The organism is Chthonomonas sp., assembly GCF_035294505.1.
Classification (GTDB): Bacteria; Armatimonadota; Chthonomonadetes; order Chthonomonadales; family Chthonomonadaceae; genus Chthonomonas.
This window is the reverse complement of the sequence record NZ_DATGKU010000240.1, coordinates 1-25,202: the sequence shown is the minus strand read 5'-3', so window position 1 is coordinate 25,202 and position 25,202 is coordinate 1. Positions and strand designations below refer to the sequence as shown.

General features: G+C 58.0%; 25 protein-coding genes. 23 read left to right on the top strand and 2 right to left on the bottom strand.

What is annotated here, in order from left to right; translation table 11 throughout:
- The 5 genes from VKV18_RS14370 to VKV18_RS14350 all read left to right on the top strand — a co-directional run.
- Window positions 1–412 (top strand): glycerate kinase (locus VKV18_RS14370; protein WP_324204875.1); only part of this gene is annotated, 412 nt, incomplete at its 5' end.
- Window positions 413–422: 10 nt separating this feature from the next.
- Window positions 423–1,340 carry an Ig-like domain-containing protein gene (locus VKV18_RS14365; RefSeq protein WP_324204874.1) on the top strand — a complete coding sequence of 306 codons (918 nt, stop codon included), beginning with the start codon at window positions 423–425 and terminating at the stop codon, window positions 1,338–1,340.
- A gap of 797 nt (window positions 1,341–2,137) precedes the next feature.
- Window positions 2,138–2,863, top strand: coding sequence for a hypothetical protein (locus VKV18_RS14360; RefSeq protein WP_324204873.1), 726 nt, complete (start codon window positions 2,138–2,140; stop codon window positions 2,861–2,863).
- A complete protein-coding gene (gene terL, locus VKV18_RS14355; RefSeq protein ID WP_324204872.1) occupies window positions 2,808–4,043 on the top strand; it encodes a phage terminase large subunit in 1,236 nt (411 codons plus the stop codon). The genes VKV18_RS14360 and terL overlap by 56 nt, the downstream gene beginning before the upstream one ends.
- Window positions 4,044–4,066: 23 nt before the next feature.
- A complete protein-coding gene (locus VKV18_RS14350) occupies window positions 4,067–5,470 on the top strand; it encodes a hypothetical protein (protein WP_324204871.1) in 1,404 nt (467 codons plus the stop codon).
- Here VKV18_RS14350 and VKV18_RS14345 read toward each other — a convergent pair.
- Entirely contained in the window at window positions 5,467–6,522 is a 1,056-nt protein-coding gene (locus VKV18_RS14345; RefSeq protein ID WP_324204870.1) for a choice-of-anchor A family protein, read from the bottom strand. The two genes, VKV18_RS14350 and VKV18_RS14345, sit on opposite strands and share 4 nt — an antisense overlap.
- Window positions 6,523–6,658: 136 nt before the next feature.
- Here VKV18_RS14345 and VKV18_RS14340 point away from each other — a divergent pair, with 136 nt between their 5' ends.
- From VKV18_RS14340 to VKV18_RS14275, 14 genes are all read left to right on the top strand, one after another.
- Complete coding sequence (locus tag VKV18_RS14340) at window positions 6,659–8,131, top strand: S49 family peptidase (protein ID WP_324204869.1); 1,473 nt, start codon at window positions 6,659–6,661, stop codon at window positions 8,129–8,131.
- Window positions 8,132–8,284: 153 nt separating this feature from the next.
- Window positions 8,285–8,716 carry a capsid cement protein gene (locus VKV18_RS14335; protein ID WP_324204868.1) on the top strand — a complete coding sequence of 144 codons (432 nt, stop codon included), beginning with the start codon at window positions 8,285–8,287 and terminating at the stop codon, window positions 8,714–8,716.
- Between the two features lie 201 nt (window positions 8,717–8,917).
- Window positions 8,918–9,847 carry a Mu-like prophage major head subunit gpT family protein gene (locus tag VKV18_RS14330; protein WP_324204867.1) on the top strand — a complete coding sequence of 310 codons (930 nt, stop codon included), beginning with the start codon at window positions 8,918–8,920 and terminating at the stop codon, window positions 9,845–9,847.
- 24 nt (window positions 9,848–9,871) lie between these two features.
- Window positions 9,872–10,204, top strand: coding sequence for a hypothetical protein (locus VKV18_RS14325; RefSeq protein ID WP_324204866.1), 333 nt, complete (start codon window positions 9,872–9,874; stop codon window positions 10,202–10,204).
- Window positions 10,201–10,461, top strand: coding sequence for a spike base protein, RCAP_Rcc01079 family (locus VKV18_RS14320; protein WP_324204865.1), 261 nt, complete (start codon window positions 10,201–10,203; stop codon window positions 10,459–10,461). The genes VKV18_RS14325 and VKV18_RS14320 overlap by 4 nt, the downstream gene beginning before the upstream one ends.
- Before the next feature lie 21 nt (window positions 10,462–10,482).
- A complete protein-coding gene (locus VKV18_RS14315; protein WP_324204864.1) occupies window positions 10,483–10,761 on the top strand; it encodes a hypothetical protein in 279 nt (92 codons plus the stop codon).
- Between the two features lie 115 nt (window positions 10,762–10,876).
- A complete protein-coding gene (locus VKV18_RS14310; RefSeq protein ID WP_324204863.1) occupies window positions 10,877–11,131 on the top strand; it encodes a hypothetical protein in 255 nt (84 codons plus the stop codon).
- A 214-nt stretch (window positions 11,132–11,345) separates the two neighbouring features.
- Window positions 11,346–12,011, top strand: coding sequence for a glycoside hydrolase family 25 protein (locus tag VKV18_RS14305; RefSeq protein ID WP_324204862.1), 666 nt, complete (start codon window positions 11,346–11,348; stop codon window positions 12,009–12,011).
- 55 nt (window positions 12,012–12,066) lie between these two features.
- On the top strand, window positions 12,067–13,692 hold the full coding sequence (locus VKV18_RS14300; protein ID WP_324204861.1) for an SGNH/GDSL hydrolase family protein: 1,626 nt from the start codon (window positions 12,067–12,069) through the stop codon (window positions 13,690–13,692).
- A 9-nt stretch (window positions 13,693–13,701) separates the two neighbouring features.
- On the top strand, window positions 13,702–14,286 hold the full coding sequence (locus VKV18_RS14295) for a hypothetical protein (protein ID WP_324204860.1): 585 nt from the start codon (window positions 13,702–13,704) through the stop codon (window positions 14,284–14,286).
- 149 nt (window positions 14,287–14,435) lie between these two features.
- Window positions 14,436–15,260 (top strand): hypothetical protein, encoded by an 825-nt coding sequence (locus VKV18_RS14290; RefSeq protein WP_324204859.1) that lies wholly within the window; start codon window positions 14,436–14,438, stop codon window positions 15,258–15,260.
- A 3-nt stretch (window positions 15,261–15,263) separates the two neighbouring features.
- Window positions 15,264–15,590 carry a hypothetical protein gene (locus VKV18_RS14285; RefSeq protein ID WP_324204858.1) on the top strand — a complete coding sequence of 109 codons (327 nt, stop codon included), beginning with the start codon at window positions 15,264–15,266 and terminating at the stop codon, window positions 15,588–15,590.
- Between the two features lie 915 nt (window positions 15,591–16,505).
- Window positions 16,506–17,048 carry a hypothetical protein gene (locus tag VKV18_RS14280; RefSeq protein ID WP_324204857.1) on the top strand — a complete coding sequence of 181 codons (543 nt, stop codon included), beginning with the start codon at window positions 16,506–16,508 and terminating at the stop codon, window positions 17,046–17,048.
- Between the two features lie 90 nt (window positions 17,049–17,138).
- Window positions 17,139–18,377, top strand: a complete 1,239-nt coding sequence (locus VKV18_RS14275) for a phage tail tube protein (RefSeq protein ID WP_324204856.1) — start codon at window positions 17,139–17,141, stop codon at window positions 18,375–18,377.
- Here VKV18_RS14275 and VKV18_RS14270 read toward each other — a convergent pair.
- Entirely contained in the window at window positions 18,374–19,669 is a 1,296-nt protein-coding gene (locus tag VKV18_RS14270) for an acyltransferase (protein ID WP_324204855.1), read from the bottom strand. The two genes, VKV18_RS14275 and VKV18_RS14270, sit on opposite strands and share 4 nt — an antisense overlap.
- A 502-nt stretch (window positions 19,670–20,171) precedes the next feature.
- On the opposite strand from VKV18_RS14270, the gene VKV18_RS14265 reads away from it, so the two are divergent.
- The 4 genes from VKV18_RS14265 (at window position 20,172) to VKV18_RS14250 (ending at window position 25,079) form a co-directional block, all read left to right on the top strand.
- Window positions 20,172–20,846, top strand: a complete 675-nt coding sequence (locus VKV18_RS14265) for a hypothetical protein (RefSeq protein ID WP_324204854.1) — start codon at window positions 20,172–20,174, stop codon at window positions 20,844–20,846.
- Between the two features lie 20 nt (window positions 20,847–20,866).
- Entirely contained in the window at window positions 20,867–21,094 is a 228-nt protein-coding gene (locus VKV18_RS14260) for a hypothetical protein (protein WP_324204853.1), read from the top strand.
- Complete coding sequence (locus tag VKV18_RS14255) at window positions 21,060–21,749, top strand: hypothetical protein (protein WP_324204852.1); 690 nt, start codon at window positions 21,060–21,062, stop codon at window positions 21,747–21,749. The genes VKV18_RS14260 and VKV18_RS14255 overlap by 35 nt, the downstream gene beginning before the upstream one ends.
- A gap of 795 nt (window positions 21,750–22,544) precedes the next feature.
- Complete coding sequence (locus VKV18_RS14250) at window positions 22,545–25,079, top strand: discoidin domain-containing protein (RefSeq protein WP_324204851.1); 2,535 nt, start codon at window positions 22,545–22,547, stop codon at window positions 25,077–25,079.
- Window positions 25,080–25,202 lie beyond the last annotated feature (123 nt).

Here is a 25,202-nt window from a genome sequence, read left to right as displayed (position 1 = left end):
GGCCTTTTGCCGGGCAAGGCTGGTGGCGGGCGCCGAGATGGTGCTGGATGTGCTCGACTTCGATACCCACTGCAGGAACAGCTGCCTTGTGTTGACGGGCGAGGGCAAGCTGGATGGGCAGACGCTGCACGGCAAGGCCATGATCCGCGTGGCGCGGCGGGTCGCACGACTGGGGCTAGGCATTCCTGTGGTCGCTCTTGTCGGTGCGGTGGAGGCAGAGGCAGAGGAGGCCCTCGTTGCGGAGGGGGTGCACGCGGTACTGCCTATCGTCGAGGGGGCTTGCACGTTGGAGGAGGCCATGGATCAAGCGTATCCTCTTGTGAGGCGTGCCACGCGGCGCGCGCTGCGCTGGATGCTGGTGGGACAAAAGGGACTGCCTACCGATGTGAGGCATGCCCCTTCCATTCTATGAGGCAACGGCCATGGTAAGGAAGAGTGCAAAGCGTTTTGTTTGGATGCTTGCCGGCCTTGTAACCCTTTGCAGTGCCGTGAAGCTAACGGCGCAGCCGGCAACGGATGACAGCGTGCCGACCTATCTCCTTCGGGTGACGAACGCGCTCTACGCGCCGGTTGAGATAAGTGTGGATGGTGGCAAAACCTTCTTGGTGATCGGGCGGGTTATCCGTTGCGCCTCCATGGTTGGGGCCGACGTTACGGCGCGGCAGGCCGGCAGGGTAATACGAAGCGGTCATGAGGGGGTTGCGATCTCTTTGGGAGGGGAGCGGATTTTAAAGCTATTGCCGCAGCCGGCCGTTGCCAAAGCGCATTTGGAACCGTGGGCCATCTACACGAATATCGCGGAGGGCAAAGGGGTATTTGGAACGCTTGTTCCGCCGGTCGGCACCAAGGTGCTCTTGCCTCTGAGTGCATTGAACACGGCTGTGGCCTATTCGCCGCAGGTCGGCGATGTGTTCGAGTTTACGGTGGAACGAATGCCGCCTCCTTTCTTCGAGCCAAGCGCGGCGAACCGTCTGAACGACTGGAAGATGCAGATCGCCCAAGCGATTCAGGCGATGGCGAACGACTATGCCGCCGGGGCCGTAGCGCGTGCGCAGGCGGAGCATCGGCTTATCGTCTCTGGTTTTCTCACGCTGAAGGCCAAGCTCCCTGAAGGGGAGCCAGACCCCATTGAGTTCGTGCGGTTTTTGGTGGATGGTGCTGTGGTGCAGTTAACGAATGTGCCCCCCTTTACTTATAAATGGGATACGCGCAGTGTGGCGGACGGGGAACATGTGGTGGAGATAGATGCGCTCGATAAGAATGGGAAGCTTATCACCCAAGCGAGCGCGCTTATTGTAGTGCAGAACCATCCCGCCACAAGTGCGGCCTCGGCGCCTTAGCGGTTCTAGAGTAAGTCAGCAAAGTAAGCTTACCTTGCTCGCCCCCTATCCCCTCCTTTCGTCCTCGCGGACAGCAACGCAGCGGCCAGAGACATAGGCTTTGAAAGAAATGGTTCTGGCCGCTGAGGCGTTTATTGTGTCTTACTGATTGAAGAAAGGGGGCGGTTGTGTTGGGTTGCCGAAGGGAAGCTTATCATAGAAACTGCCAATGAGCTTGCTGGTCTCCCCTCTCCCAAATTGGGGGAGGGCGCCCTGCCCCAGAAAATCTTGCGATTTTCTGGGGACCCCTTGTCGGCCTTGAGGGGCGGGGGGTGGGGGCTTGAAGAGCCGGCGACACGCCTGTCCTTTCGTGCCACAGACGAGATAAACACCTGTCATTTCGAGCCAATGCCACAACTGTCATTTCGAGCCGAAGGCGAGAAATCTTGAGTTTCCATTCCCAGCAGTTCTGAGGGGTAGGGGGAGGGGCTGCATAGACTGCCAATCTCGCGGTTCTAGAGGCAGTTAACCAAGCGAGTTAGCTTTGCTCGCCCCCTATCCCCTCCTTTCGTCCTCGCGGACAGCAACGCAGCGGCCGGAGAAATTGGAGGGTTAAGGGAGTGTCATGGGCCGCTGAGGCGTCTACATTGTTTTGAATGGAGAAAGGGGGCGGGGACTTGCCATTTTGGAGAAACTACCGGTTTGCCGCGCCTGTTGTGCTGTTCTGGAGAGTCGTAAGAGAGGGTTTTGGAGATGCCCCATGGGGAACGGAGAATTTTCGATCTATATAGTGAGCATCGCTTTGGAAGGAGGGCGGGGTGACACGTGCTCGTAAACGAGACCCGATTGCGGAACTGCAGTGGAGTTTGGAGAGAGTACATGAGATTTTGGAGGCGTGTGACAGCTGGTTGCGAGACCCGCAGACGGGGCGTTACGATGTGTCGCCACGAGGGGAGGAGCTTTGGATACGTTTTCGCGAACGAGACCCCCAAACCGGCCGAACGATTTGGAGACGGGCACCCCTCCAACAGCTTTTAGACCGTTGTTGTGGCGACGAGGCCGTCGAGACGCATGTAGAGGCCATCAAGATCGAAGACCCGCGACGGCTGTTATTGAAGGCGGCTCAGGAACTGCGTCAAACGCTGAAGGCCGGTGTGGAGCTTGCGGAACGCCTTACCGATGTGGCTGCGTTGCAGGCGTTTCAAGAGGCGATTCTAGAGGAGATACGAGCTTTCGATGAGGCGGCGGCGCAAAGGGTTGCCCTCCACATCCGTGATCGCCTCCTTCAAGAGCCAGTTACAGCAGGCCCTGCACCCATGGCTGCCCCCAACCCATCTGATCGCCCTGGCGGCGTTCATCGAGAGGACGTTTCCGTGGCGGCTAGACCCCTGGCAGCGCCTTCTGTGCAACCGTCTCGAACGGCTGCGCCAAGAGCAAGGCGCAAGACTGCTGATCCACGCTCCACCTCAAGTGGGCAAGAGCGTGATCGTGAGCCAACGCTTCCCCGCCTGGATGCTGGCGCAAAAACCGACCCTGCGCATTAAGTTGGCCTGCTACAACATTACCCATGCTACCCGTTTCTCCAAAATCAACCTCCAGCTCCTGCGCGATGCCTCTTTGCACGATGTGTTTGGGCCTCCGTGTCGCGTTGTGGAACCGGCCCAACAGGGCATGTGGAGCACGGTAGCACGCACACAGTTGCGCGATGGCCAACCCAGCTTTATGGCGCTGGGCTTGCGTACCGGCTTCGTGGGGCAAGGGGCGGACTTGCTGATTATTGATGACCCCTACGCCTCGCCGCAAGAAGCCCTCTCGCCGGTGATACGCGAGAGCGTTTGGACGTTTTGGAGCGCGGGAGCGAAGGTGCGCATACGACCGGAAACGAATGTGGTGGTGATGTTCCACCGCTATCATACGGAAGACTTGGCAGGCCGTCTGCTGGAGGAGGGCGGTTGGGAGCTGCTGCGCTTCAGTGCGATTTACGATGGCGAAGGCGAAGACCCGATGGGGCGGGCGGTGGGCGAGAAGCTTTCGGAACGTCTCTCCGATGCCTTTTTGGAGGAGCAGCAGAAGTCGCCCTCCATTTGGTTTGGGCAGTTTCAGGGTCGCCCGATGCCCATCGGGGGTGGCTTGATTAAGGGCGCCTATTTTCGGGTGATAGGCGAGGAGCAGGTGCCGCCGCTGAAGCAGGCCGTTATGGGGGTAGATTTAGCGGTATCGGCCAAGACGAGCGCGGACTACACGGTGGCGTTTCCTTTGGGCATAGATGCAGAGGGCACCACCTATCTGTTTGCACCGGCGCGAGGACAGTGGGAGCCGGGGATGGGGCGCCGTGCTATCGCCCAGAGGGCACGTCTCTTTGCGGGGCGTTACCCGTTGCGGCGCATTGGGGTAGAGAGCGTGGGAATGGCGGCAGGTTTGGTGAGTGAGATGCAGCGAGACCCCGTGTTTGCGGGTTTTAGCATCGTTGCCGTAGCTCGCCAAACGGATAAGGTGGCCTTGGCTTCGGTGTGGGTACCGATTGCGGAGCAGGGGCGTTTGGTGCTGGTAGAGGACGGTTCGGGCTGGGTGAAGTCGTTTCTTGAGGAGGCCGAGAGCTTCCCTTTAGGGGCCCATGACGACCAAATAGATGCTGTCGGCATCGCATTCCTTACCTTGCAGCAAGCACCGGAGCGAGCGGTCTACGCACCGAGTTGGGGGGTGGGGAGAAGAAAGGCACGCTGAGAAGACAACGCATGAGGAAACGGATGGCAAGCACAATAGGGCGAAAGCAGATTCCAGATTACGTGGGTTCGGAGCGTTTTGCTTGGCAGGGACGGCGCGTTTCTCAAGGGGCCGGGCAGGTGCTTTTCGGCAAGGGCGGCTTGGGCTACATCGCTCGACGCGGGGTAGATTTCGGCACCAGCATGGCCCTTCAATCGTTGGAGGGAGTCGCGCGCCTGGCGGCTCAGCAGCCTTTAGAGCTGCTTTCGCTCTTGCCCGACTTGGTGCCGGAGGTGGGACTTGCTTTATGGAATGGAGTGCATTTGGGATGTAATGCGGAGACGGTAAGGTTAAAGGCGCTAACGCGCACCGCGTCGGGCAGTGTGGAGGAATCGGCGGAAGGCACGGCGTTGCTGGAGGTGTTATGGCGGGATAACAGCCCGGAAGTAGGCGGCTTTGAGGATGCGCTGGCCCAAAACTTTCAGATGCTGATGTTTGCGGGGATGTGCGCGGTGGAGGCGGTGCCGGCGTCGAGAGGAAAGGGCATCGCGGCGGTCTACCCCGTCAACACGCTTACCCTTCGCTATCGGCGCGATGACGATGGGGTTTTGCGGCTCTACCAGCAGCAGATAGCCAACCCCAACGGCATGGGGCTGTATGCGGCGGGGTTCGGTGGGCTGTTTGTGCCGATGCCGATGGAGCGCTTCTTCACCAGTCGCATAGCGGCCTTGCCCGATGAGCCTTATGGCAGGGCTCCTTTTGGTGCCGCCTTAACGGTGGTTTTAGAATGCTTGGCTTTTTGGCGCGATGTGATGTTGGCCTTCCACCGCATCGGTACTCCGAAATGGGATGTGGGCTTCGATTTTGAAATGTGGGCTAACCTCGCACGGGAGGTGGTTGGATTGACCGATCCGCTGGAGATCAACGAGTATGTGCAGGCGCGTTTTCAGGAGGCGGTCGCTTTTTGGAACGATCTCAAGGCGGATGACGCCTTTTTCCATGATAAGAACACGGTGGTGAATGCGGCGGGAAGCCGGGAGGCTTGGCCTGACGTCGGGGGCTTATGGCAGATGTTGCGTTTGCGGCTGGTGCAGGCTTTGAAGCAGCTGCCCACGCTCATGGGCATTGTGGAAGGCTCTACGGAGACATGGAGTCGGGTGGAGTGGGACATCTACACGGCGGCCTTGCGTACGTTGACCCGCAAGGCCGCTGCGCCTTTGCAGCAGGCCGGGGCGCTGCACCTTCGTCTGTTAGGGCTGCCCTATTGGGTGGAGCTGGAGATAAAGGAGCTGAAGAGCGTTACGCGGCTGACAGATGCCCAGGCGGAGGCCGTAGAGATCGCCAACGAGGCCCGCAAGCGCGATGAGGGCTGGCAAACCAACGAGACCGCTGCCGTCCGGGTGACAGGCAGCGGTCCTGCGGTTCCTCACACCGGAAGTCGTGGCTAGGAGGAAGCAACCGTTTCATCGTTAGCTCGATACGGGCTTTTCCTACGTCGCGTCCAGACCGTTGTTCCCCCGAATAAAAGCAGGCCTGCCAGGGCGGCAAGAGAGCTTGCTTCGGGTGTCGCGGTATGGGGAATTTGAAAGCCCTGGCCGTTCCAGTGTAGCTCGAAGTTGGCCGGGCTGCCGTTGGTTCCATAAAGGCTGTTGGCAATGAGCGCGCCTCCGATATGCCCATAGCCGCTGGTTGTAACGTTGGCCGAAGTTGCCAAGAGATTCCCCTCGATGGACTGGTTCAACGCAAGGCTGTTGGCCTGATAGAAGTTGAACAACAGATCGGAGTGGATGGCATCGGTCGGTTGCGTAAACTGCTGGTTGTTGAATTCCACGACGCCGTTCCACTGGGGAGACGAGCCGGCCACGTTGATCAGGATGGGGTGGGCGGGAAGGGAGCCTGAGAAGACGATGTTGAGGTAGGCACCGGTGGAGAGATTGTTGAATTGAGACTGGGTAAGGTTGTAGACATACAGCCCATTCACCGGCGAGGCGTTGGTGAAATTGAGGTCGTAGCGGTTGGAGTTGAAGCTGAACGTGGCGCCGGGGCTGTTGCTGAGGCCGGCAAGCTGGTTTTGTTGGGAGGTACTGTTGTTCTTGACGGCGTTAAAGTCAACGCCGAGGGCGGCAACGGAGTTTCCAACACCGCTTGAGATGTGGCCGTTTGGGTCGTTATCGTAGAGGCTGCCGGAGAGGTTTCCACCGATAACACCGTTGCCGTGGTTGATGGCGGAGCTAGATGACGACACATTGCCGGCCACCACAAGTGAGTTTTTGCCGGTATCGAAGTTCGAGTCACCGAGGCCCATGCTCGACAACGTGAGGTTCCCGCCGATAGCGGTAAGCCCTTGGATGTCCGTATTAGCCAACGACCCGCTGCTGAACAGAAAGAGGTTATCGTTCAGCGCCTGATTGAGAGTTGTGATGGTTTGCGCCGATGCCAAGAGATGGCTACAGAGGCAAAAAGTCGTCATTCCAATACAAAAAACGATTTTGCGTAACACAAATTTCATCCTCCTACAAAAAGTCGCAAGACAATATACGCTTAACAAGAAAAAGATATCTATAGAAAAATTGCCGGTTTTTGCCTCCATTAACTTGAGAGACGCTGGAATCCTCAGAACGAAGTAGGTAAAGGGAATGGAAAACGGTTGGTTAACAGAAGAGGCGCTGTGGGCGCTGGAACCCTATGTGGCGGCGTCTGAGAGCGATCCCCGTTTGCCGCAGGAAGCACGTAGCGAGGAGGAAGAGGTTCGCCTAGGTGAGGCCGGTTCGGGTTTTCGCGTGCTTGAGGACGGCATTGCGGTGCTCAACCTCGTGGGCCGATTAACGAAGCAGCCGGTGGAGGGCGGGTGCTCGACACGTTGGGCGCGTTTTGCGGTGGGCCAGGCGCTCAGCGATGCCAAAGTGAGCGCCCTTTTACTTCGCATCGATTCACCTGGGGGGCAAGTGGCTGGCACGCATGACCTCGCGATGGCTCTTTACCGTTTTGCCCGGCAAAAGCCTTTAGCGGCCTACATCGAGGACGTGGGGTGTAGTGCGGCCTACTGGATCGCCTGCGCCGCCGACGCTATTTACTGCAACGCCACGGCAACGGTTGGAGGGATAGGGGCTTTGTTGGTGGTCACCGACAGCAGTCGCGCGTTCGAGCGAGCCGGCTTGCGGGTGCATGCGGTTGCCACCGGCCCACGCAAGCGGGTAGGGGCGCCGGGTCAACCGCTTTTACCTGCCGATGTGCGCTATTTGGAGCGATATGTGCGCACGGTGGGAGGGGTCTTTACGCGCTTTGTGCAGCGGCGGCGAGCGCTTACCGAGAGGCAACTTCAGCAGGTAGCGCGTGGGGGGCTTTTTGTGGGGCAACAGGCAGTGAAAGTCGGGTTGGTGGATGAGATGCTTTCGTTTGAAGAGGCATTAGAACGTTTACGCGCCCGCGTACAGGTGCGGGAGCGGATGGATAGCGATAGAGAAAGGAGCGAGATGGCCATGCATTGGCAAGAGGGTGTGCGGCAGATTCTCTCTGCGCTGCGGCGAGGGCAGGAGGTGATGGCGAAGGCGGAGGAGCCTGCAAAACAGTTGGAGGAGGCTTTAGAGAGGGGAGAGGCGTCGTTAGAGATCGAGGAGGCTCTCGCTGAGGAGTCATCGCTGCCGATAGAGGCCGTTGGCGAGCCGGACAGGGAGGTTGTGCAGCTGCTGCAGGAGCAGGGCATCGTTTCGGCTTCGGACTTGCGGCATCGGTTGGAGATGGCGAAGCTTGGTATCGAGGCGCTTGAAGAGGCCAGAGCGGAGGCAAAACGGGCGGCCATACGCCTTTATGGGGTGGAGAGCGGGGTCACTATAGGGGCGCAGGTAGATTTCGAGCCGATGGAGGTTGTGAGGGCTAAAGCGCGCGCCTGGAATCTGGAGGCCGATGCGAAGTTCGGGGTGGAGGCTGCCGGCGGAGGCCAACGGGTGTCGGCACCTTGCCGCCTACCCAACCCTTTGGATGGGAGCGGTGAGGGCGGCGCTTGGGAGCGTCTGACGGAGGCGCAACGGGCGATGGCCATTAAGATGGGGTTTACCACGCCGGAGAAGCAGGAGGCGTTAGCGGAGAATCTGTTGGCGGCAAGGGAATAGTGGGAGCTTTCGGCTGGAAATGCGAGAGCCGCCTGTGGATGACGGCGACCGGAACAAGAAGCAGGCACTCAAAGCAAAGGAGGAAGGCGGCCTGCCGCACTGCTTTAAAAGCCTGCGCGGCAGGACACGTTCTAGTGAAAGGAGACATTTAGGATGGCAGCATCTACGGGGCCGCGCGAGGCCCAAAGAAAACCGGGGCAGATCGTGGCCTACAAAATGGGGGCTGTGCGCATCAACAAAGGAACTTTGGTGGTGGCCTACAACGCCGACGGGTACGCCTACCCGGCGCGGGCAGGCGCTGCCACCACGGCAGATAACTTTTTAGGCGTCGCTTACGAGACCATAGACAACAGCGGCGGGCCGGCGGGCGCACAGAGCATTCGCGTGCAGAAGACGGGCACTTATGTGTTTGCTTTGCCCTCCGCTTCTCAAACGTTGGTAGGAGATGCCGTCTACGCGCTCGACGATCAGACTCTGACAACGAATACCACCAACAGTTCCAACCCAAACACGTTGGTGGGCTATGTGGTTGGAGTGGAGGATGCCAACGACGTGCGCATTCGCATTGATGCCGCGGTGCGCTAGTTTCCATCTTCACCGGCAGTGAAATGTCGGCGCCACGCGCCTTGAATGCGCATGGGTTTAATGCAACATCAAAACATCTGAGAAGAAAGGAGGAGTGGACAGGGGACACGACGGCTTAGGCTCTCGTCGGTCGCCTCAGAAGGCGACGAGACAATTCCCTGTGTCGCCTAAAAGCGACGGTTCCCTTGTCTCAAAATCTTTATGGCTATTGTGACCTCCGACCTGCTTTTGTTGACGCAGGCCGGCATCAAAACGGAGTTTAACAACGCCTATTTGGAGGCCAACGAGAAGGCAGACTGGCGCCAGATCGCCACAGAGTTGCCGACCACGCTCCCCATTCAGCGCTATGCGTGGTTGGGGCGCGGTGCCGTTATGCAGCCTTTTACCGACGAGATCAAGGAGCAGGCGCTTCGCGAAGATACCTATCAGTTAGCCGATATTCTCTACAAGGGCGCTTTGGTGATTGATAGGCGCATGATCGAGGACGACCAGTACGGCCTGATTATGCTGCGGGTTCGGGAGTTGGCCCAAGAGCCGGTGCGGCATTGGAACCAGTTGGCGTTTCAAGGGTTGGTCTCCGGGTTTTCGCAGCTTTGCTACGATGGTCAGTATTTCTTCAACGCCAATCATCAGGAGGGAAGCAGCCCTATTCAGAGCAACATCACCACAGCGCCCCTCAGCGATTCGGCGTTAGAGGCTGCCGCCACCGCGATGATGAGCTTTGTAGATGATAAAGGCATTCCCATGCACGTGGTGCCCGACACGCTGGTGGTGGGGCCGTTGTTGGCGCGCCGCGCGTGGAACCTGGTGGCACAGGACATTGTGTATCAGCCCGGAGAGGTGGGCACGGCCGGGGTGCCCGCGACGCCCTATCGCAACTACTTCAACGGTCGCTATAAGCTGGTGATCAACCCTTACATTCCGGGCTATCAGTGGTTCTTGTTGGACTGCAGTCGCGAGGTGAAGCCCATTGTCATCCAGAATCGCAGCGACGTGCCGATCACTCTTGAGACCGATATGGACATGCCGGAGGCCCGCATTCGCGAGCGCTACCACTTCACCGTGCGGGGGCGCTATGTGCAGGGCTATGGACTTTGGCAACTTGCCTATGGATCGAACGCCACGGCGTAGCTTTTCGAGAGGAGGAGAGAAACAATGTATGCCGTGCGGTGTCGGGGGCAAGGACAGGGATTTCGCGTGGAGGGTGTACTTTATCCTTGCCAAAAATGGTTGTTGGTTTCGCAGGTGAGCGAGGCCGTTTGCGCCGAGCCGATGCTGGAGGTACAGGCCGTAGTGGGGCCGGACGACCCGAAGCTAGCTCCTTTCCCCGCAGTTTTCCCCGATGGCAGCGAGCGGCGGATGCCCACCTTCGCGGAGATGTCGAGAGAGTGGGAGCGGCTTAAGGAGCGGGTGGAAGCGTTGGAACACAAGCTGGCAGCGGGTTCGTTAAAGCCCGGCGCAGAGGGCAAGCAAGGGAGGCGAAGATGAACGTTCCATCCGCAAACCCGGCGCAACGCGCTTGGCCCATTACCCCTAGCGACACGCAGCTTGTAACGGCCAACGTGAACGGCGTTCCCTATGCACGCGGGCTTTTGGTAAGCGCCGACTGCACGCTGCATGTTACCACACTCGGCGGCGACCAGCTCACCATGCCTTTTATAAAGGGCTATAACCCCATTGCCGTGCAGCAGGTATGGGCGACCGGTTCCAATACGAATGGGGCGCTCCTCATTGGGCTTTATTGAGGAGCCGAAAGGAGGAAGAAGATGCCCACCACAGAGCCGGTAACGGTGGCTATGGCCACCGTCTCGTTGATCAGCGGGATCGGAGCGGCCGTTGCCACGCTGATTCGTCAGGCCAATCGGCTTGCCCTTTTGGAGGAGCGTATGGGCGGGGTTCAGGGCGACATACGAACCGAGCAGACGCGCAATGATCAGCGCGATCAGATGCTTTCTGAGCTGAACACCCGTCTCGCCCGCATCGAGGAGAAGCTAGATATCGTCATTCGCTATCGAAGACGAGGCGGGCGCTATCGAACGTTTTAACGGACGCACTTGTCTTCCAAACGGGTTGCTCTTAACCAAACAAAGACGAAAAAGAAAGGAGGAAGCGCCACGAAACCGTTCGCCCCAAGGCGGCGGTTTGTGCGCGCAGAGGAGAATGAACAGTTTTTTGTCGCACCTCGTGCCCTTCGTGTTAGGGTTTGCGGGTGGGGTTTTGCATAGGATGTTGACGATTCGGGCCGACCAACTCAAGATCAAAAGCAAAGTTGTGCCTGAGGCGGTGCGTCCTTTGGTTCAAGAGGAGTTGCAGAAGGTGGTTCCGGTATTGGCGCAACAGGTTCAGGCTTGGGTGGACGGCGCCATTCAGCGTACCGCTCAGAAGTTAGAGGGCGCATCCAACTCCAACTCCTAGCTTGTTATTGCCCACCGGTGCATTTTAATCATCGGTGGGCAAGCAAACTTCCTAGTTTGTGGGTTTGTCACAGCAAAAACCGGCAAAGTTGTGAGGGCATTTCGAACCTTTTTCCGGGTTTCTCACTGTCTAACCGATTGGGCGGCGTTTTGCGTGCCGGTTTTTGTAAGGTTTGCCCTGTAACGAAGAGGGAAAACAGACGTTTTGAGAGGAGATGGCGTTGCTAGAGGGAGTAGATATAAGTCACGATGACAACGGCGTTGATTGGGAGCAGGTGCGCCAAGCGGGGATAGGGTTTGCCTTTTGCAAAGCGACGGAGGGCACGGGGTTTGTAGACCCTTCCTTGGCTACCAACCTCTCCGGCATGAAAGCCGTGGGAATGGTGCGCGGAGTGTATCACTTCTTCCGCTGCGATGAGCCGGGAGGGTGGCAGGCCGAAGTTTGTCTACGCAGTGCACGCCGCGCCGGTTACGACCCCACCCGAGACCTGCCCATCGCGTTGGATTTGGAAGATGAAGAGGGTGCCCGGCGCGTGGGCAAAGCACGGATGCAGTTTGCCGTCTCCATGTTCCTTATCACCGCAAGGAACCTGATCGGCAAACTGCCCATTATCTACACCAGCCCCGCCTTTTGGGAGGAGTGGATGGACGGCACGGATGCCTACGGGGGCCACCCGCTTTGGGTAGCGCATTATACCGAGCAACCGGCCCCTCGTCTGCCCAAAGGCTGGCAGAAGTGGACGTTTTGGCAATATACCCCTTGTGGAACTGTGGCCGGCATCCCCTCTGTGAAAGGCACAGACCGCAATCGCTTTTTCGGCGAGGATTGCCGAACCTTGTGCGAGACCTTCGGCATTCCGGTTCCCACCGTCCTGCGGTAGAGGCGGGTTTGTAAGGGCGGGTTTGAAACAAGTCAGCATTTATTGGGAGCAGATTATGACGAGATGGGTTAAATTCATACAGATGACCTTAGGGCTGGTTATGGCTCTATGGGCCTATAGCGCCGGCGCACAAACCGTGATCCTCGATGATACCTTTAACCGAGGGCCTACAACGGTTGGCTCCGGTGCCAATAGCACTACAGGCATCGGCAACGGATGGATTGATACCACCGGCAATATCTGGAGCATCCCAACCGTAGGCCAACTGAATGCGAGCAGTGGGGGCGTGGGCAACCCCTGCTATTGGAGCGGCTCCGGCGGGCAGATGCAGACCGAAGAGTGCGCCGTGACCTGGGTCTATACAGGCACTTCGGCGAACACGTCCGTAGGCCCTGTGGTGAAATTGCAGGACAAAAACGACTATTATGTGGCCTACTTGTACGGGGGTGCCCTCTATATTAATAAAGTGATCGGCGGTACTGCCGTGTATTTGGCCAGCGTTGCCGCAAGCGGATTTAGCGTTAGCGTTGGGCAGAGCGTGACGGTGGTGCTGTATGCCAACACGAATGCAGGGGCGACGACGCTTATTGCCTATCTTTTTGTGGGCACCATGAGCGCTCCGTCGGGCACCATCTGGACGGTGACAACCACGGATAGCACCTCAAACCTTCAAACGGCAGGCTATTGCGGTATCTCAAGTTATGCTTCAAATGCCATCAACTATGTTTCCGAAGCCAAGATTTGGAATGGGCTATACATTCCCGGCAATGTGTTGACGAGTGGAGCCGCTACGCTTACCAGCGCCAACGCCACCACGGTTACGGCGACGGTGGGAGCGGCAACGGGGGGCACCAGCCCCTATACCTATGCTTGGTACTATAGCTCATCTATAAGTGTGACCCCTAACACGGCGATTGCGGGGCAGACCTCTACGACGTTGACGTGGAACCCTCCGACCGGAGGGAACTACTATGTGCGGTGCATAGCGAGCGATAGCGCCGGCCACACGGCGCCCTCTAACACGATCTTGGTGGCCACGAACGGGGGGAACCTGGTGATAGGGTTTATAGGGGATAGCATTACCCAACGCACAGACAGTTCGGGCAACCCCATCGCCTACTATGAGTGCCAGATACTAAAGTACGTGGGCAACTTCCATAATGTGAGCTTTGTGAACCAGGGGATAAGCGGAACGAAAACATCGGATTGGCTTCCTACTAACAGCAACAATTATTTTAACAATGCGGTGGCGGCTTTTCAGAGTGCAGGGGTGACGATTGTAAGTATTTGTCTGGGTGCCAACGATGCAAACGGCGGTGTTGCCGCGTCCACCTATCAGAGCAACCTGCAGGCGATAGTGAACCAGCTGGTAGCCGATGGTTTTAAGGTGATACTCAACAACGCTCCCTATTTCCAGGTGAGTAATACCTCTGTTGATGCACTTTTGGAGAGTTCCTATCCTGCGGCGGTAGCGGCAGTAGTAGCAAGCAACCCGAAGAGTGTGTATCAGGGCGCGATGTATGCTTATCGCTATTTCGCCCAGCACACCAACGAGTTAGCCGATTCGATACATCCCAACGACACAGGGATACAAAGCTATGCGAAGATGTGGGCGCAGGCGTTTATTCAGGCGTTTTTGGTACCAGGCAAGCGTCCATTGGGCGGCGGTTTGGTGCATTAGGAGAAGAAGATGAGCTATAAGCCGGGAGACAACTATGTTCGGGTGATAACCACCAACAGCAGCACGGGTGCGGCGGTGAATGCAGACAGTTTGCCGACGGCGCAGCTGGTGCACAACGGGGCGGTGGACGCCAGTGTGAGTGTGACGGTAACGAATTTGGGGACAGGGGTTTATGCCTGCAGCTGCACGATACCGTCGAGTTATGCGGCGGGGGACACGGTTCAGTTGGTGGTAAACGCGACGGTAGGAGGTGTGGCCGGCGTTGCCTCCTATGAGGTGCAGCAGTTGGACGCCAAGCGTTTGGCGGACATAACAGATGCGAGTGGTCGGGTAACGCTGACGCCCTCGGAGCACAGCTTGATTTCGGGGACGGACGTGCCGGCGGCTTTGGATGCATCGGGGAGTTTGGAGAGCAATTTGACGTTGCGTCAGGCGTTAAGGCTGATGGCGAGTGTGTTGTTAGGGCCGGTGAGTGGGGCGACGGGCGGAGCGGCGACGGTGACGTTCACTTCGGCAGGGAACGGGGGCATAACGCGCGTGGTGGCCACCGTAGACGCCAACGGGAACCGCAGCAGCATTACGCTGACGCCTTAGGGGGAATTGAAACATGTTTACGAAGGGCTACTTTTTGACTTATTTTGTTGTGGATTACCTGAGCTTAAAAGCCACCGGGGGTGGTGGTGGTGGGAGCAATCCGTTGGGCTGGTGGCATTTACAGCTTAGTTTAGGATTGGGATTTTAAGATGCTTTTGGTAGGCGATACCCAAACGATAAGTCGCGTGGAGAGCTTTGCTGCGGCAGAGACGGTGACGAGCGCCATAGCGAACTTGGTGAGGCCGGATGGCAGCCAACAGAGCGGGCTAAGCGTGAGCTGGACGCCGGCGAGCGCCGCCACGAGTTTTACCTTTTCTACCCAACTAACGGCCTCCTTACCTGGGGAATATGCACTGGTTTGGCAAATCCATTTGGGGGATGGGCAGGTGCTGAACCGCTATCAGCGGTTGTTTGCGGCCTACACCAACGTGGGGGACCTCATTCGCCGCAGACTCAATGAAACGAACCTCGGTTTGCCTGAGGCCGATCTGGATGCGGAGGTCTCCTTTACGGTCACCAGCCTTGTGGATCGGTTTGTGCCGTTGCAGATGGCCGGCGGATACGGCGGATTGGTGGGGCTTGACCAAGACCGTTTTGACTGCGCTGTGGGCCTCTTAACCGCTTTAAGGCTAAGAGCCTGTCGCGCCAAGAGCGTTCCCCTAGGGGAGATTGACCGAGTGCAGTTGGGACAGAACGGTTTTCAGTTTGCCAATGGGCAAGTGGAGGGGCAGAAGCCGCTCGAACAGCAGTGGCTTGAGGAGGCCTTAATAGCGCTGGGACACGTAGGCCCCATTCACAAGCTCTATCAAAGTGCAGCCGTCTCTTACAAACCGTTTGTGGTGAGCGGCCCCACGCGCAACGCGCAGAGCCAGGGGGCCTTAGAGACGTTGGCAAGCGGCGTGATTCGACTTTTAACCGATTCATGGCAGGTAGGAACACCGCCGGAGGACTACGCTGCCGACTATGAGGAGTAGGGTATGGACGCAACGGCCGAGGCGCGACTTGTAGCCCAGTTGTTGGCACTTCAGGGCAGCCCCACAACGATAAACGGAAGCGCGGTTGGCAACGGCCTATGGGCGCGTGCCGAACCCAATCGCCTTCAGATGCTGATGGGCGATCTGGTGGCGCAACAGGCCGTTTATGAAGTGAAGCTGGCCGGAAACCTTTGGGGACAGGTGCATGTAGGCGACGAGGTGGCCAATGGGGTTACCGGGTTACGCATCGTGGTGCGTTGGGTGGACATGTCGGACCTCGCCGGCGTGCCGGTGGTGGTCAATGTCCTCGGCATCGCTCTGTCGGAATAGGGCCTATCTCCCCTCCCCCACAGGGGCTGGAGAATGCCGTTGTTGAAGCCCCCCGCTCATCCCCCCGCACACGGGGGGAAGCTAGCCCTCCCTCCCCCTGTAGGGGAAGGGGAAGGGCGCCCTGCCCCAGAAAATCGCAAGATTTTCTGGGGACTCCTGTATCGGCCTTGAGGGTTGGGGTGGAGGCTCGAAGAGCCGACGCCACAACTGTCATTTCGAGCCGAAGGCGAGAAATCTTAAGTTTCACTTCCCAGCAGTTCTGAGGGATAGGAGGTGGGGGCTAACAATCTCGCGGTTCTAGAGCCAGTTAGCAGAATGAAGCTCATCTTGCTCGCCCCCTATCCCTTCCTTTCGTCCTCGCGGACGGCGATGCAGCGGCCAGGAAGATAGAGGGTTAAGGAAGTGTCGTGGGCCGCTGTGGCGTTATTGTGTCTTACTTTGAAGAAAGGGGGCGGTTATGGTTAGTTTCCGAAGGGAAGGTTATCAGGGAAAACCGCAGGTAAGCTTGTTGGTCTCCCCTTCCCTGTAGGGGGAGGGGAGATGGCGTCGGCCACGAGGGTTGGGGTGGGGCTTGAAGAGCCGATACCACAACTGTCATTTCGAGCCGAAGGCGAGAAATCTTGAGTTTCAAGTCCCACTGGTTCTGAGGGGTGGGGTGGGGCCGCAGAGACTGCCAGCTTCACGGTTCTAGAGGCAGTTCGCAGAGCAAGCCTACCTCGTTCGCCCCCTATCCCGACCTTTCCGTCTTACAGACAGCAATGCAGCGGCCGGTGAGATAGCCGATGAAGGGAATGATTCAGGCCGCTGCGGGGGAGGCATAGGGGTGGGCTATACCACTCCTTCACACAAAAGAAAGGAAAGCGCGTTGTCTCCGCATCCCAAAGGGGAGCGGTTACTGTTGGCACATTTCATTCTATGAACGAACTCATTGTAAGCCATCTGCTAGACCTGTTACAGGTCGATCCGCGTACTTTTGCAGGCGGTACGATCTATGCGCCGGGGTGGGCCGGAACCACACGGCCCGATCGGGGTCTGTCGGCACAGAACGGCTGGGTGAACATTTACGATGGCAGCTATGAACCATCGGGAGGTGGGCACCGGCCGGCGATCTATATCGGCCTACGCGCCTTGGAGTACGAGGACACGTTAGAGGCTTCGGCCCTGGCGGGGGGACTGGTGGAGTTCCGGCGCCTTGTCGTTCCTTTGATCATTGTGGCACAAGCGTCCACGGAGGGGCAAGCCAGGGCACAGCGTGACCAGCTTTGCAGCAATGTGCGCCTTGTTTTGGCAAGCCATGTGGTGGAGAGCGGCTACTGGTATGAGCTGCGAACCGGCCTGTCGCAAACGGCTATTGGAGAAGCGCACGCCTGGCTAAATCGGCAGGGGATGGCGAACGCGGTTACGGCGAGTGCGGGCGTTCTGCTTCCGTGTCGCTTCCTCTACGTATGGACGGCATAACGGCATAAAGCCGCGCTGCGCTCTGCGGTGGGGCGCCTCGTCATCACAACCGAGTCCCTGCCAAGACACGTGAGATAAGGAGAGAAACCTTTGGCATACACAGGTATTACCAGTGCAGTGGGATTGGCCATCGAGAACCAGTTTTGTCAACCGCCCCTTTCCAGCACCAACCCGGCCACGGTGGGCATTGCAGGGACGAACCCCTTGCGTTATATGATCGTGGAGCCGGGGGGCGGGTTTGCCGGCGAGCCTGAGTTGAACCTCAGCACGGAAATTGAGGGCGATATACAGATTCTGAGGGCGCCCATGGTGGGAAGGAAGTATCAGGGAGCCTTTCGTTTCTACGCCGACCCGGAAAACCTGTTCTATCCTCTTTTAGGAGTATTTGGGCGCGACATCGCCTCCACCCAGCAGGCAGCTTCCGGCACCAACCCGGCCATCTATCAGCATCAGTTCCTTCCAGGCCGACAGATACCCTCGTTTAGCGTGGAGGAGGACATCGGCGACGGCACGTGGGCGCGGCTTTCGATGGGGGTTTTGGTGCAGAAGTTGGAACTGCAGTTGGCACGCCTTTTTACCGCCGAAGTAACCCTTTTAGCCCATCGGCAGCTACCCAACCGCTATCCGGACGGGAATGGGCATATTGTAGACTACTTTTTTGGGGCCACTCCCACGCCTTTGCCTCCGGCTATGGGAGGCAACGGCAGCCTCACCGTGGTACGCACGCCGCCGCCACCGAGCTTTGTGGATGTGAGTGCCAACGGAGGCGGCCCCTTCGTGTTCGCCGAGATCGGTCATGGAACCCAGGCCGGATTTGCCTCTGCATGGCTGCAGGTGGACGGCAACCCGATAGCGGTTGACCTGTTGGAAGGCAGCCGCATCCTCTTTGAAAGAGAGATTCAGAGCCTGCTTGTGGCCGGAAGCGGCTACGACCCAGGAGCGGCTGTGGTGAATCGGTTTCTCTGTTCCGGTCGGCTTGTCTGCCTGTATGAGGGGATGGATTTGCCCGAGGCCGCTTTGGCCGCACGCCAGGTGGGCTTAAATTTCGCGGTTAGCGGCGTTGGCATCGGAAGCACAGGTATTGGCTATCACATGGAGGTTCATCTACCAAATTTAAGGCTTGTGAGAGCTCCTCTCCCTTTAACCGAGGGGATGTTAGCCATAGATGCCGACTTTGTGGCCTTGCGTGACCCCATCTTGGGGTACGCCGCTAAGGTGACCTTGGTGAACACCGTGAATGCAGCCGTTTTAGGCGGACAGCTCGTGAGCGGCTCTGGCAGCGGCGGTTCCTCACCACAACTTAGCGGCATCGGTTGGGTAAGCGCCTAGCTCTCCTCTTGAGGAGGGGCATGCAATGCAGGTTCATGTGGAGAGGGTGTCGCAGCATCGGTGGAGGCTGCCATCTTCTCCAGCGACTTCGCCTGCCCCTTACGCAGGTGCGTCGGCATAAACGGACGCTCGAAAATCAGATGGAAAAGATAGGCTACCCCTACAATAAACGGCACACTGCAAAACACAGCAAGCCAAGCTACCTTGTGAGAATGAGATAGCCCAAAATAACCCCAAAAAAGCGCCCCCAGAATCGGATAGTGCACCAAGTAGAGACTGTAAGAAAAAGTCCCTAACTTCACGGTTGGGGGAGCATCAAGCCAACGAAGCAGACGGTTCCAACCGTGCTCCTTTTGCAGCAAGCGTGTGCTTCCGACGATAAAACACATCGCGGCTAAGGCCATTAAGATATTGGTCAGCCAATCCCCATCGCGTGACGAGCGAAAGAAACGATGATCGGTAAGAAAATCAACCATCGGCATAAGCAAGAAACAGAGGAAGCCCAGCTCGTACCAAGGCATTTTATCTCTCAAGGAGCGGCAGAGAGGGTCGGCCTCTCGAAAGTTAATGGCGGCCCCGGCCATGCCCAAGGTGAAGGCTGCGAGCATCCACGGAGCCGTCCAAGCGTAGAGAGGGAGGAAACCTTGATGCAGGAGGCCTAAGCTGAGGGCGGAAGCCACAAGCACGGGGCCGAAAAGCCCGAAACGGCGCCACAGGGGGAGAAACAGGAAGGGAAACAGGAAGTAGATTTGCCACTCCAAAGCAACGCTCCACATAGGCGGGTCTATTTTATAGCCGTGAGGCGTGAGGTTATGGAGCAGCAGGATGTGAGCAAGGGTTCCCAAAGGAACGAAGGGGGGCAGAGCAACGCTCCAAGGGGATTCTAAGGCCGGGTGTTGTAGAGATGGATAAAGAGCGAGGAGCATGATAGAAAAAGACAAGGCAGCGTAGTAGGGTGGGAGGATGCGGCGTGCCCTTCGTTTGAAGTAGTCCCATACCCCTTTGGGCATATGGCCGTCTTGGGTTCGAGCCACCGGCAGCATAAGCACGTAGCCGGAAAGAACGATGAACACCACCACCGCCTGATGTCCATAGCAGAAAATGTGCCAGTAGAGCCGCTGTGCATGGCGCCATGGGGAAGCGTGGGGCGAAAGGGCGAACTGGGCGATATGGTGCTCCACCACATATAGGGCCGCCAGCCCACGTAGGCCGTCGAGAAACTCAAGCCGCAGACGAGGGGCTTCTGTAGCTGAAACCGATTCTTGCCGAACCGGGGCACCCATCGAATTCATGAAGGCATCCTCCCATCATATTTTGTACAGGCGGGTTTTGTAGGGGCGGGTTTCAAACCCGCCCCTACCCTAGAATCTAGGAAATCTAGGATCGTCATTAGGTGTAAACTACCTCCGCCTAAAGACGGCGGCTTTGCTCCGGCGCTACTGCTGTGCTCTCGAAGCAACACCGGTATCCGAGCAGTACGGCCGGTTTACGGCGGCCCGACGAGTCCGAAGACCCGTCATGAACCCATCCTTAGGAGGGTGCCTTGAGACCGATGAAGCCTTGATCTGCGTGCTTTCGCACGTTTCGTGCATTCGGTCTTTACAACTTTAGTATACTCGATTGTTCGCTAACTATCAACAGCGAAAGGAGGAGGCGCTTCCTCTGTCGCCTGAAGGCGAAAGTCTCCGCGTCGATACGTTTGATGAAAACTGCCCTTTTATCTTCGGTCTTGCAAGAAAATTCTTAAGGATTGGTTATGCGTGTCCATGTATTTTCTAGAGGAGGTATTGCCCTATGTCTCTCCCCTATAAAACGCTGCAGGAGGTGGTTCTGCCAAACGGAGAGCGCCTGGTTTTACGGCCGCTGAATGCGTTTCAGCGTTATGAGGCGCGGTTTCAAGCCGATCTCTATGCCGCCCAGCAGCTTTTGCCGTGGGGAGATGGTCAACCGAGCGCCTTCGTTCTGCAAGCCCAGTTTGAACAGATGCCGGAAGAGGAACGACGCGCCTACCTGCTAAAAGCCTATGAGGAGACTCTTGAACAAGAGGCTGAAATAGGTTGTGCTCACCTGCCTCCCCCGCAACGCCAAGCGGAGGAGACGGAAATGGCCTTTGCTCTGCGCGTAAAGGCATGGCAAGAGCAGGGGGAGCTAAAGCGTGGCGAGTGGCTGAGGAAGCGTTTGGAGGCGGAACAGACGCGCCTAGCCGGCCTAAGCATTGCCGAGCAGGTGGCGGCTTGTTGCAATCGGTGGCGGGAGCGCGCCTATCGAGAGGCTTTTGCGACCCGCTTTCTGTTGGAGGCGTTGGCATGGTCGGCACGGGTGGCCGAAGACCCGAAGCGGCGGCGCTATGAGAGCGCCGAGGCGGTAGCCGATTTGGAGGATGCCGATCTCAACGCCTTAATAGAGGGCTATCTCTCGCTGGACACGGTGCGTGAGTCGGAGGTCCCTACATCGCCGCCGCCCTGTTAAGAGCCTACGGGCTGGAGGGTATGGCGGCGGCGCGATGGGAGATCGATTCGGAGGAGCCGTGGTGGCTTACGGCCGCGAAGGATTGGGGGGCGCGAGTGAAGGCCGTAGTGGAAGGGCAAGGGCCGGCAGCGGCGGCCTGGCGCGCCCTTCTATTGCGGCGTTTAGAGCGCGAATCTCCCCATTTTGTCTATCGTTTTTATGAGGAGTGGCGACATGCAATGGAGACGGCTTATAGGGGACGAGACTGAGCCTTCCGCTCTGCTTATTCCGGAGGGGTTCGCGTTAAGGGAGCAGCGCGACCTTGAGGGAAGATTGCGGCAACAGGCCCTGTATCATTACGGGCAAGGGGTAAGGAGGAGCCGGTTGGCGCATAGGCCTCCCGTCTCCCTTCGCCCCTTGCTGCAGGCGCTTGGTGCGCACACGAGCCTGCAAATTCGCAGCACGCTGCAAACGGCTTTTGCGGCCTACGGCGTCTTTCAACAGGGCGAGCAGCATGGGATCACTTTAGGCGGGGTTTTGCAGGGGGCGCTTGCCGGTTACGAGGTGGGTGGCCCTGTGGGGGCGTTGGTAGGGGCCGGTCTCGATATTTTAGGCGGTCTGTTCCACCATTCGCATCTTCCTCCGGTTGCATCGCAAAATTTGGCGCAGCAGTTCGGCCCCGGCGGGTTCGACTATCTGGCCTATCGTTACCATTACTTTCATACACTGGGGCCTGTGGGTTCTTTAGGGCCTTTGTCCGCCGCTTCCTACCGGTTAGCGACGCAGTTTTTTCAGCCGGCGCCACAGATTAACCTCTATATTGATGGCGTGAAGACGGCAGTACAAGCCACCATGCAAAAAAGTGTGAGCTTGGGTTCTGCCGCCAACGCCAACGTCTACTACAACGCGGCGAGACCGATCTAGTTTCAATCCTCACTGAGGGGAAGGGCGTCGGCCTTGAGGGGCGGGGGGTGGGGTTGTCAATCTCACGGTTCTAGAGGAAGTTAGCAGAGAAAGCCTATCTTGCTCGCCCCCTATCCCGGCCTTTCCCCCTAATAGGGAGAAAGGGGGCGGTTATGGTTAGTTTCCGAAGGGAAGATTATCACAGAAACCAGCCGATAAACTTATTGGTCTCCCCTCTCCCTGATAGGGGGAGGGGCGGGGGGGTGGGGGCTTGTAGGGGAAGGCCTTGAAGAGCCGATGATACGACTGTCATTTCGAGCCGAAGGCGAGAAATCTTAAGTTTCCATTCCCCACCAGCTCTGCGGAGGTAGGGGTAGGACTGCCAATCTCGCGGTTCTAGAGGCAGTTCGCAAAATGAGCTTATCTTGTTCGCCCCCTATCCCATCCTTTCCCCCGATTCGGGAGGTGCTAGCGCACGGCGATGCAGCGGCCAGAGAGATAGACGATGAAGGGAGTGAATTAGGCCTCTGAGGCGTTTATTGGGTCTTACTTTGAAGAAAGGGGGCGGTCGAGGCTAGTTTCCGAAGGGAAGGTTATCAAAGGAAACCGCGAGTAAGCTTACTGGTCTCCCCTCTCCCTGATAGGGGGAGGGGTGGGAAGCTCGCAGAGCCGGCGATACGCCTGTCCTTTCGAGCCGAAGACGAGATCAACAACTGTCATTTCGAGCCGAAGGCGAGAAATCTTGAATTTCAATCCCTACCGCCCTTACAAAAACCTGCCCCTACAGCGTCCCAAATTTTATGCAGAGAAGTTGAAATGGCCAAACTACCACCACTACAACCGGTTCCTATAGAAAATCCGATAACCTATCCCGACCCTATTACCCTAAACGGTACCAAGATTACGGGGCTGACGGCGGCACTGAACGCCTGGAGCGCGAAGGTGCACCGCCAAAGCCGCTTTGGAATGACCACCGCCGAGCTGTGGTTTTATAGGGATGGGAACTGGTTTATTAGCCCTGCACCGGTGGTGATGACCCCCCATAACCACCCTGTGCTGAGACGACGCCTGCGGGAACCGGCCACCTTGGAGGCGACCCTGCTTGACCAACAAGGGTTCTTGGCGCCTACCAATGTGACTTCGCCCTATAACCAGGGCACCAATGGCTTTGAACCGCTGCTGACCGAAGCGCGCCAAATTCTGTTTCGGGTGGGAACGTGGTGTTATAACGACTTGGCCTTGAACAAAACCCCTACGGCGAACGTGACGCCCTCATCAGGGCAGCTTTCTTACTTAACCGATGGGACATTTACCCCCTGGAACGCGACCTCAAACCCCAACCAGTATGCGGTAACTTTCTCCCTAAACGCCAACCAGGTGCTGACGATCACCTTCGATTTGGGTTCGGTGCAGACGGTGCACCACGTGGCGGCGCGGTTTGGAACGGGTGGCTTGACGGGCTGCACGTTGCCGGCGAGTTTGACGGTGGCCTTCTCTAACGATAACGTGAACTGGGCGAGCGTGCTGCCGAGACCGATAGGGGGGCCGAATGGGGATTGGGATGACGCCTACCTCAACGATGCGACCGACCCCAATGTGACGGAAGTGTTTATCTGCGATGTGGAGCAGAACGCACGCTATGTGCAACTGCAGATTACGGCCTACCAGAACCAAACTATCGGGATGGATGAGGTGGGCATTTTCGGCGGCACGGCGGGGCAGTGGTTGGGGATGAACCGCTTTTGCGGCTATTTGGGCGACAACATGGCCTACGATGCGGAGGGGCATTTTAGCTTTTCGGCCACCGATGTGCTGAAACGCTTGGCCGATAACAACGAGACGCGCCTGACGGCTCCGTTTGGGAATGCGGACGTGGCCGACATCGCCTATGCGTTGCTGACGGGCACGGGCTATTGGCCGGGGGCTTCGGGGGCTTATGACGGGGTATGGAGCAGCTCGCAGATAGGGTGGCAAAGCGGGGTGGGGTTGACGGGCTTGGTGATGCCGATTTGGCAGGGGCAGGGCAACAACCATTTGGGGTATCAGTACGAGTTATGGCACGAGGTGGGCTGGCTCTTTGAGGCGGACGGGAACGGAGTGTTGCAGGTGCGGGAGCCGCCCTACCGGCAGATGAGGCCGGACCGGGTGCTGATTTCGGCGCCGGATGGGAACGAGGACGTGCGGCATGTGGTGCGCACGGGAACGGGCAAGGAGCTACGTAACGCCGTTTCGATAACGACGGGGCAGGCCAACGCGGGGCAGTTGGGGGTGACGGTTCAGCTGTACGACCCGGCAAGCGTGGCGGCCTTTGGGCATAGGCGACTGATTATTACCGACCCGTTGCTGACGACGCCGGACTTACAGACGAAGATGGGTGCTGCGATATTGCGTGACTATGCATGGCGTTTGTGGCGGCTGGAGTGCGAGATTTCGCCCGATTACGACACGAGAATTCGCGGCATCCATGCGTTTCGGACGGCGTTAAGGCCGGCGCTATCGCCCAAGACGCAGGCAGGGGTTCGTCAGCAAGAGCTGTGGAGTTTGGAGGCGATAGAGGAGCACTTTACGTCGGGGGCTTGGTGGGGCTTGGCGGAGTATGCGCCGTATGTGCCTTCGGCCTTGCCACCGCCCACGATAACGCAGTTGGCCAGCAGTAGCACCAGCCCCTACACGATGACGATAAGCTGGCAAAGCTACACGGGGCAGACGGGGGTATTGGGGTTTCGGGTGTACTATTCGACGGTGGGGCCTACGGGGCCGTTTACGTTGGTGAACGGCAGTTCGCCGGCGCCGGCGAGTGCGACCTCTTACACCTTTGGGAGCTTCAGCAGTGGTCAGCAGGTATGGGCGTATGTGACAACGCTAGACATAAACGGACACGAGAGCATACCGAGCGTGGTGTATTCGGCGTTGGCCGGCGGGGCGCCCTCTACGCAAAGCGGCTGGGTGGTGACGGACTTGGCCACAGCGGGGCGGACGAGTGTGTCCACCACGCAGGGCGGGGTGAGCGGAGTGACGTATGAGTTTGCGTTTCTGTTCAGCAGCCCGCCGGCGGGCTTGAGAGGATTTTTCTTTACATACGCGGTGGGGAGTATACCGAGCAACCAAAACGATTTCCACTCATGGGTACACGCGGTGGGGAGCGATGTAGGGCACATCAACGTGCCGGCAGGCCAGCGAGGTTCGGGACAGAACGAGTTCGCACCACCGTGGGTAGCAGGGCAATTGACGTGGTACCAGCGTTTATTTGTGCCAGGTGGGATAGCAAGCGGCACGAAGATATACTGGCGTTTATGGAGCTGGTATAACGGTCAGTGGTTGGGTAGCAACATCGTGTACTGGCAGTTTTGATGCGGCGGGTATACTTGTGGCAACAGCTCTTGAGAGCCGATATAAGAAGAAGGGCGTCAGCATGACAGCACATCCACGTTACATAAACCCGACCATTGCAGCGGCGATCTGCGAGATCGTGTT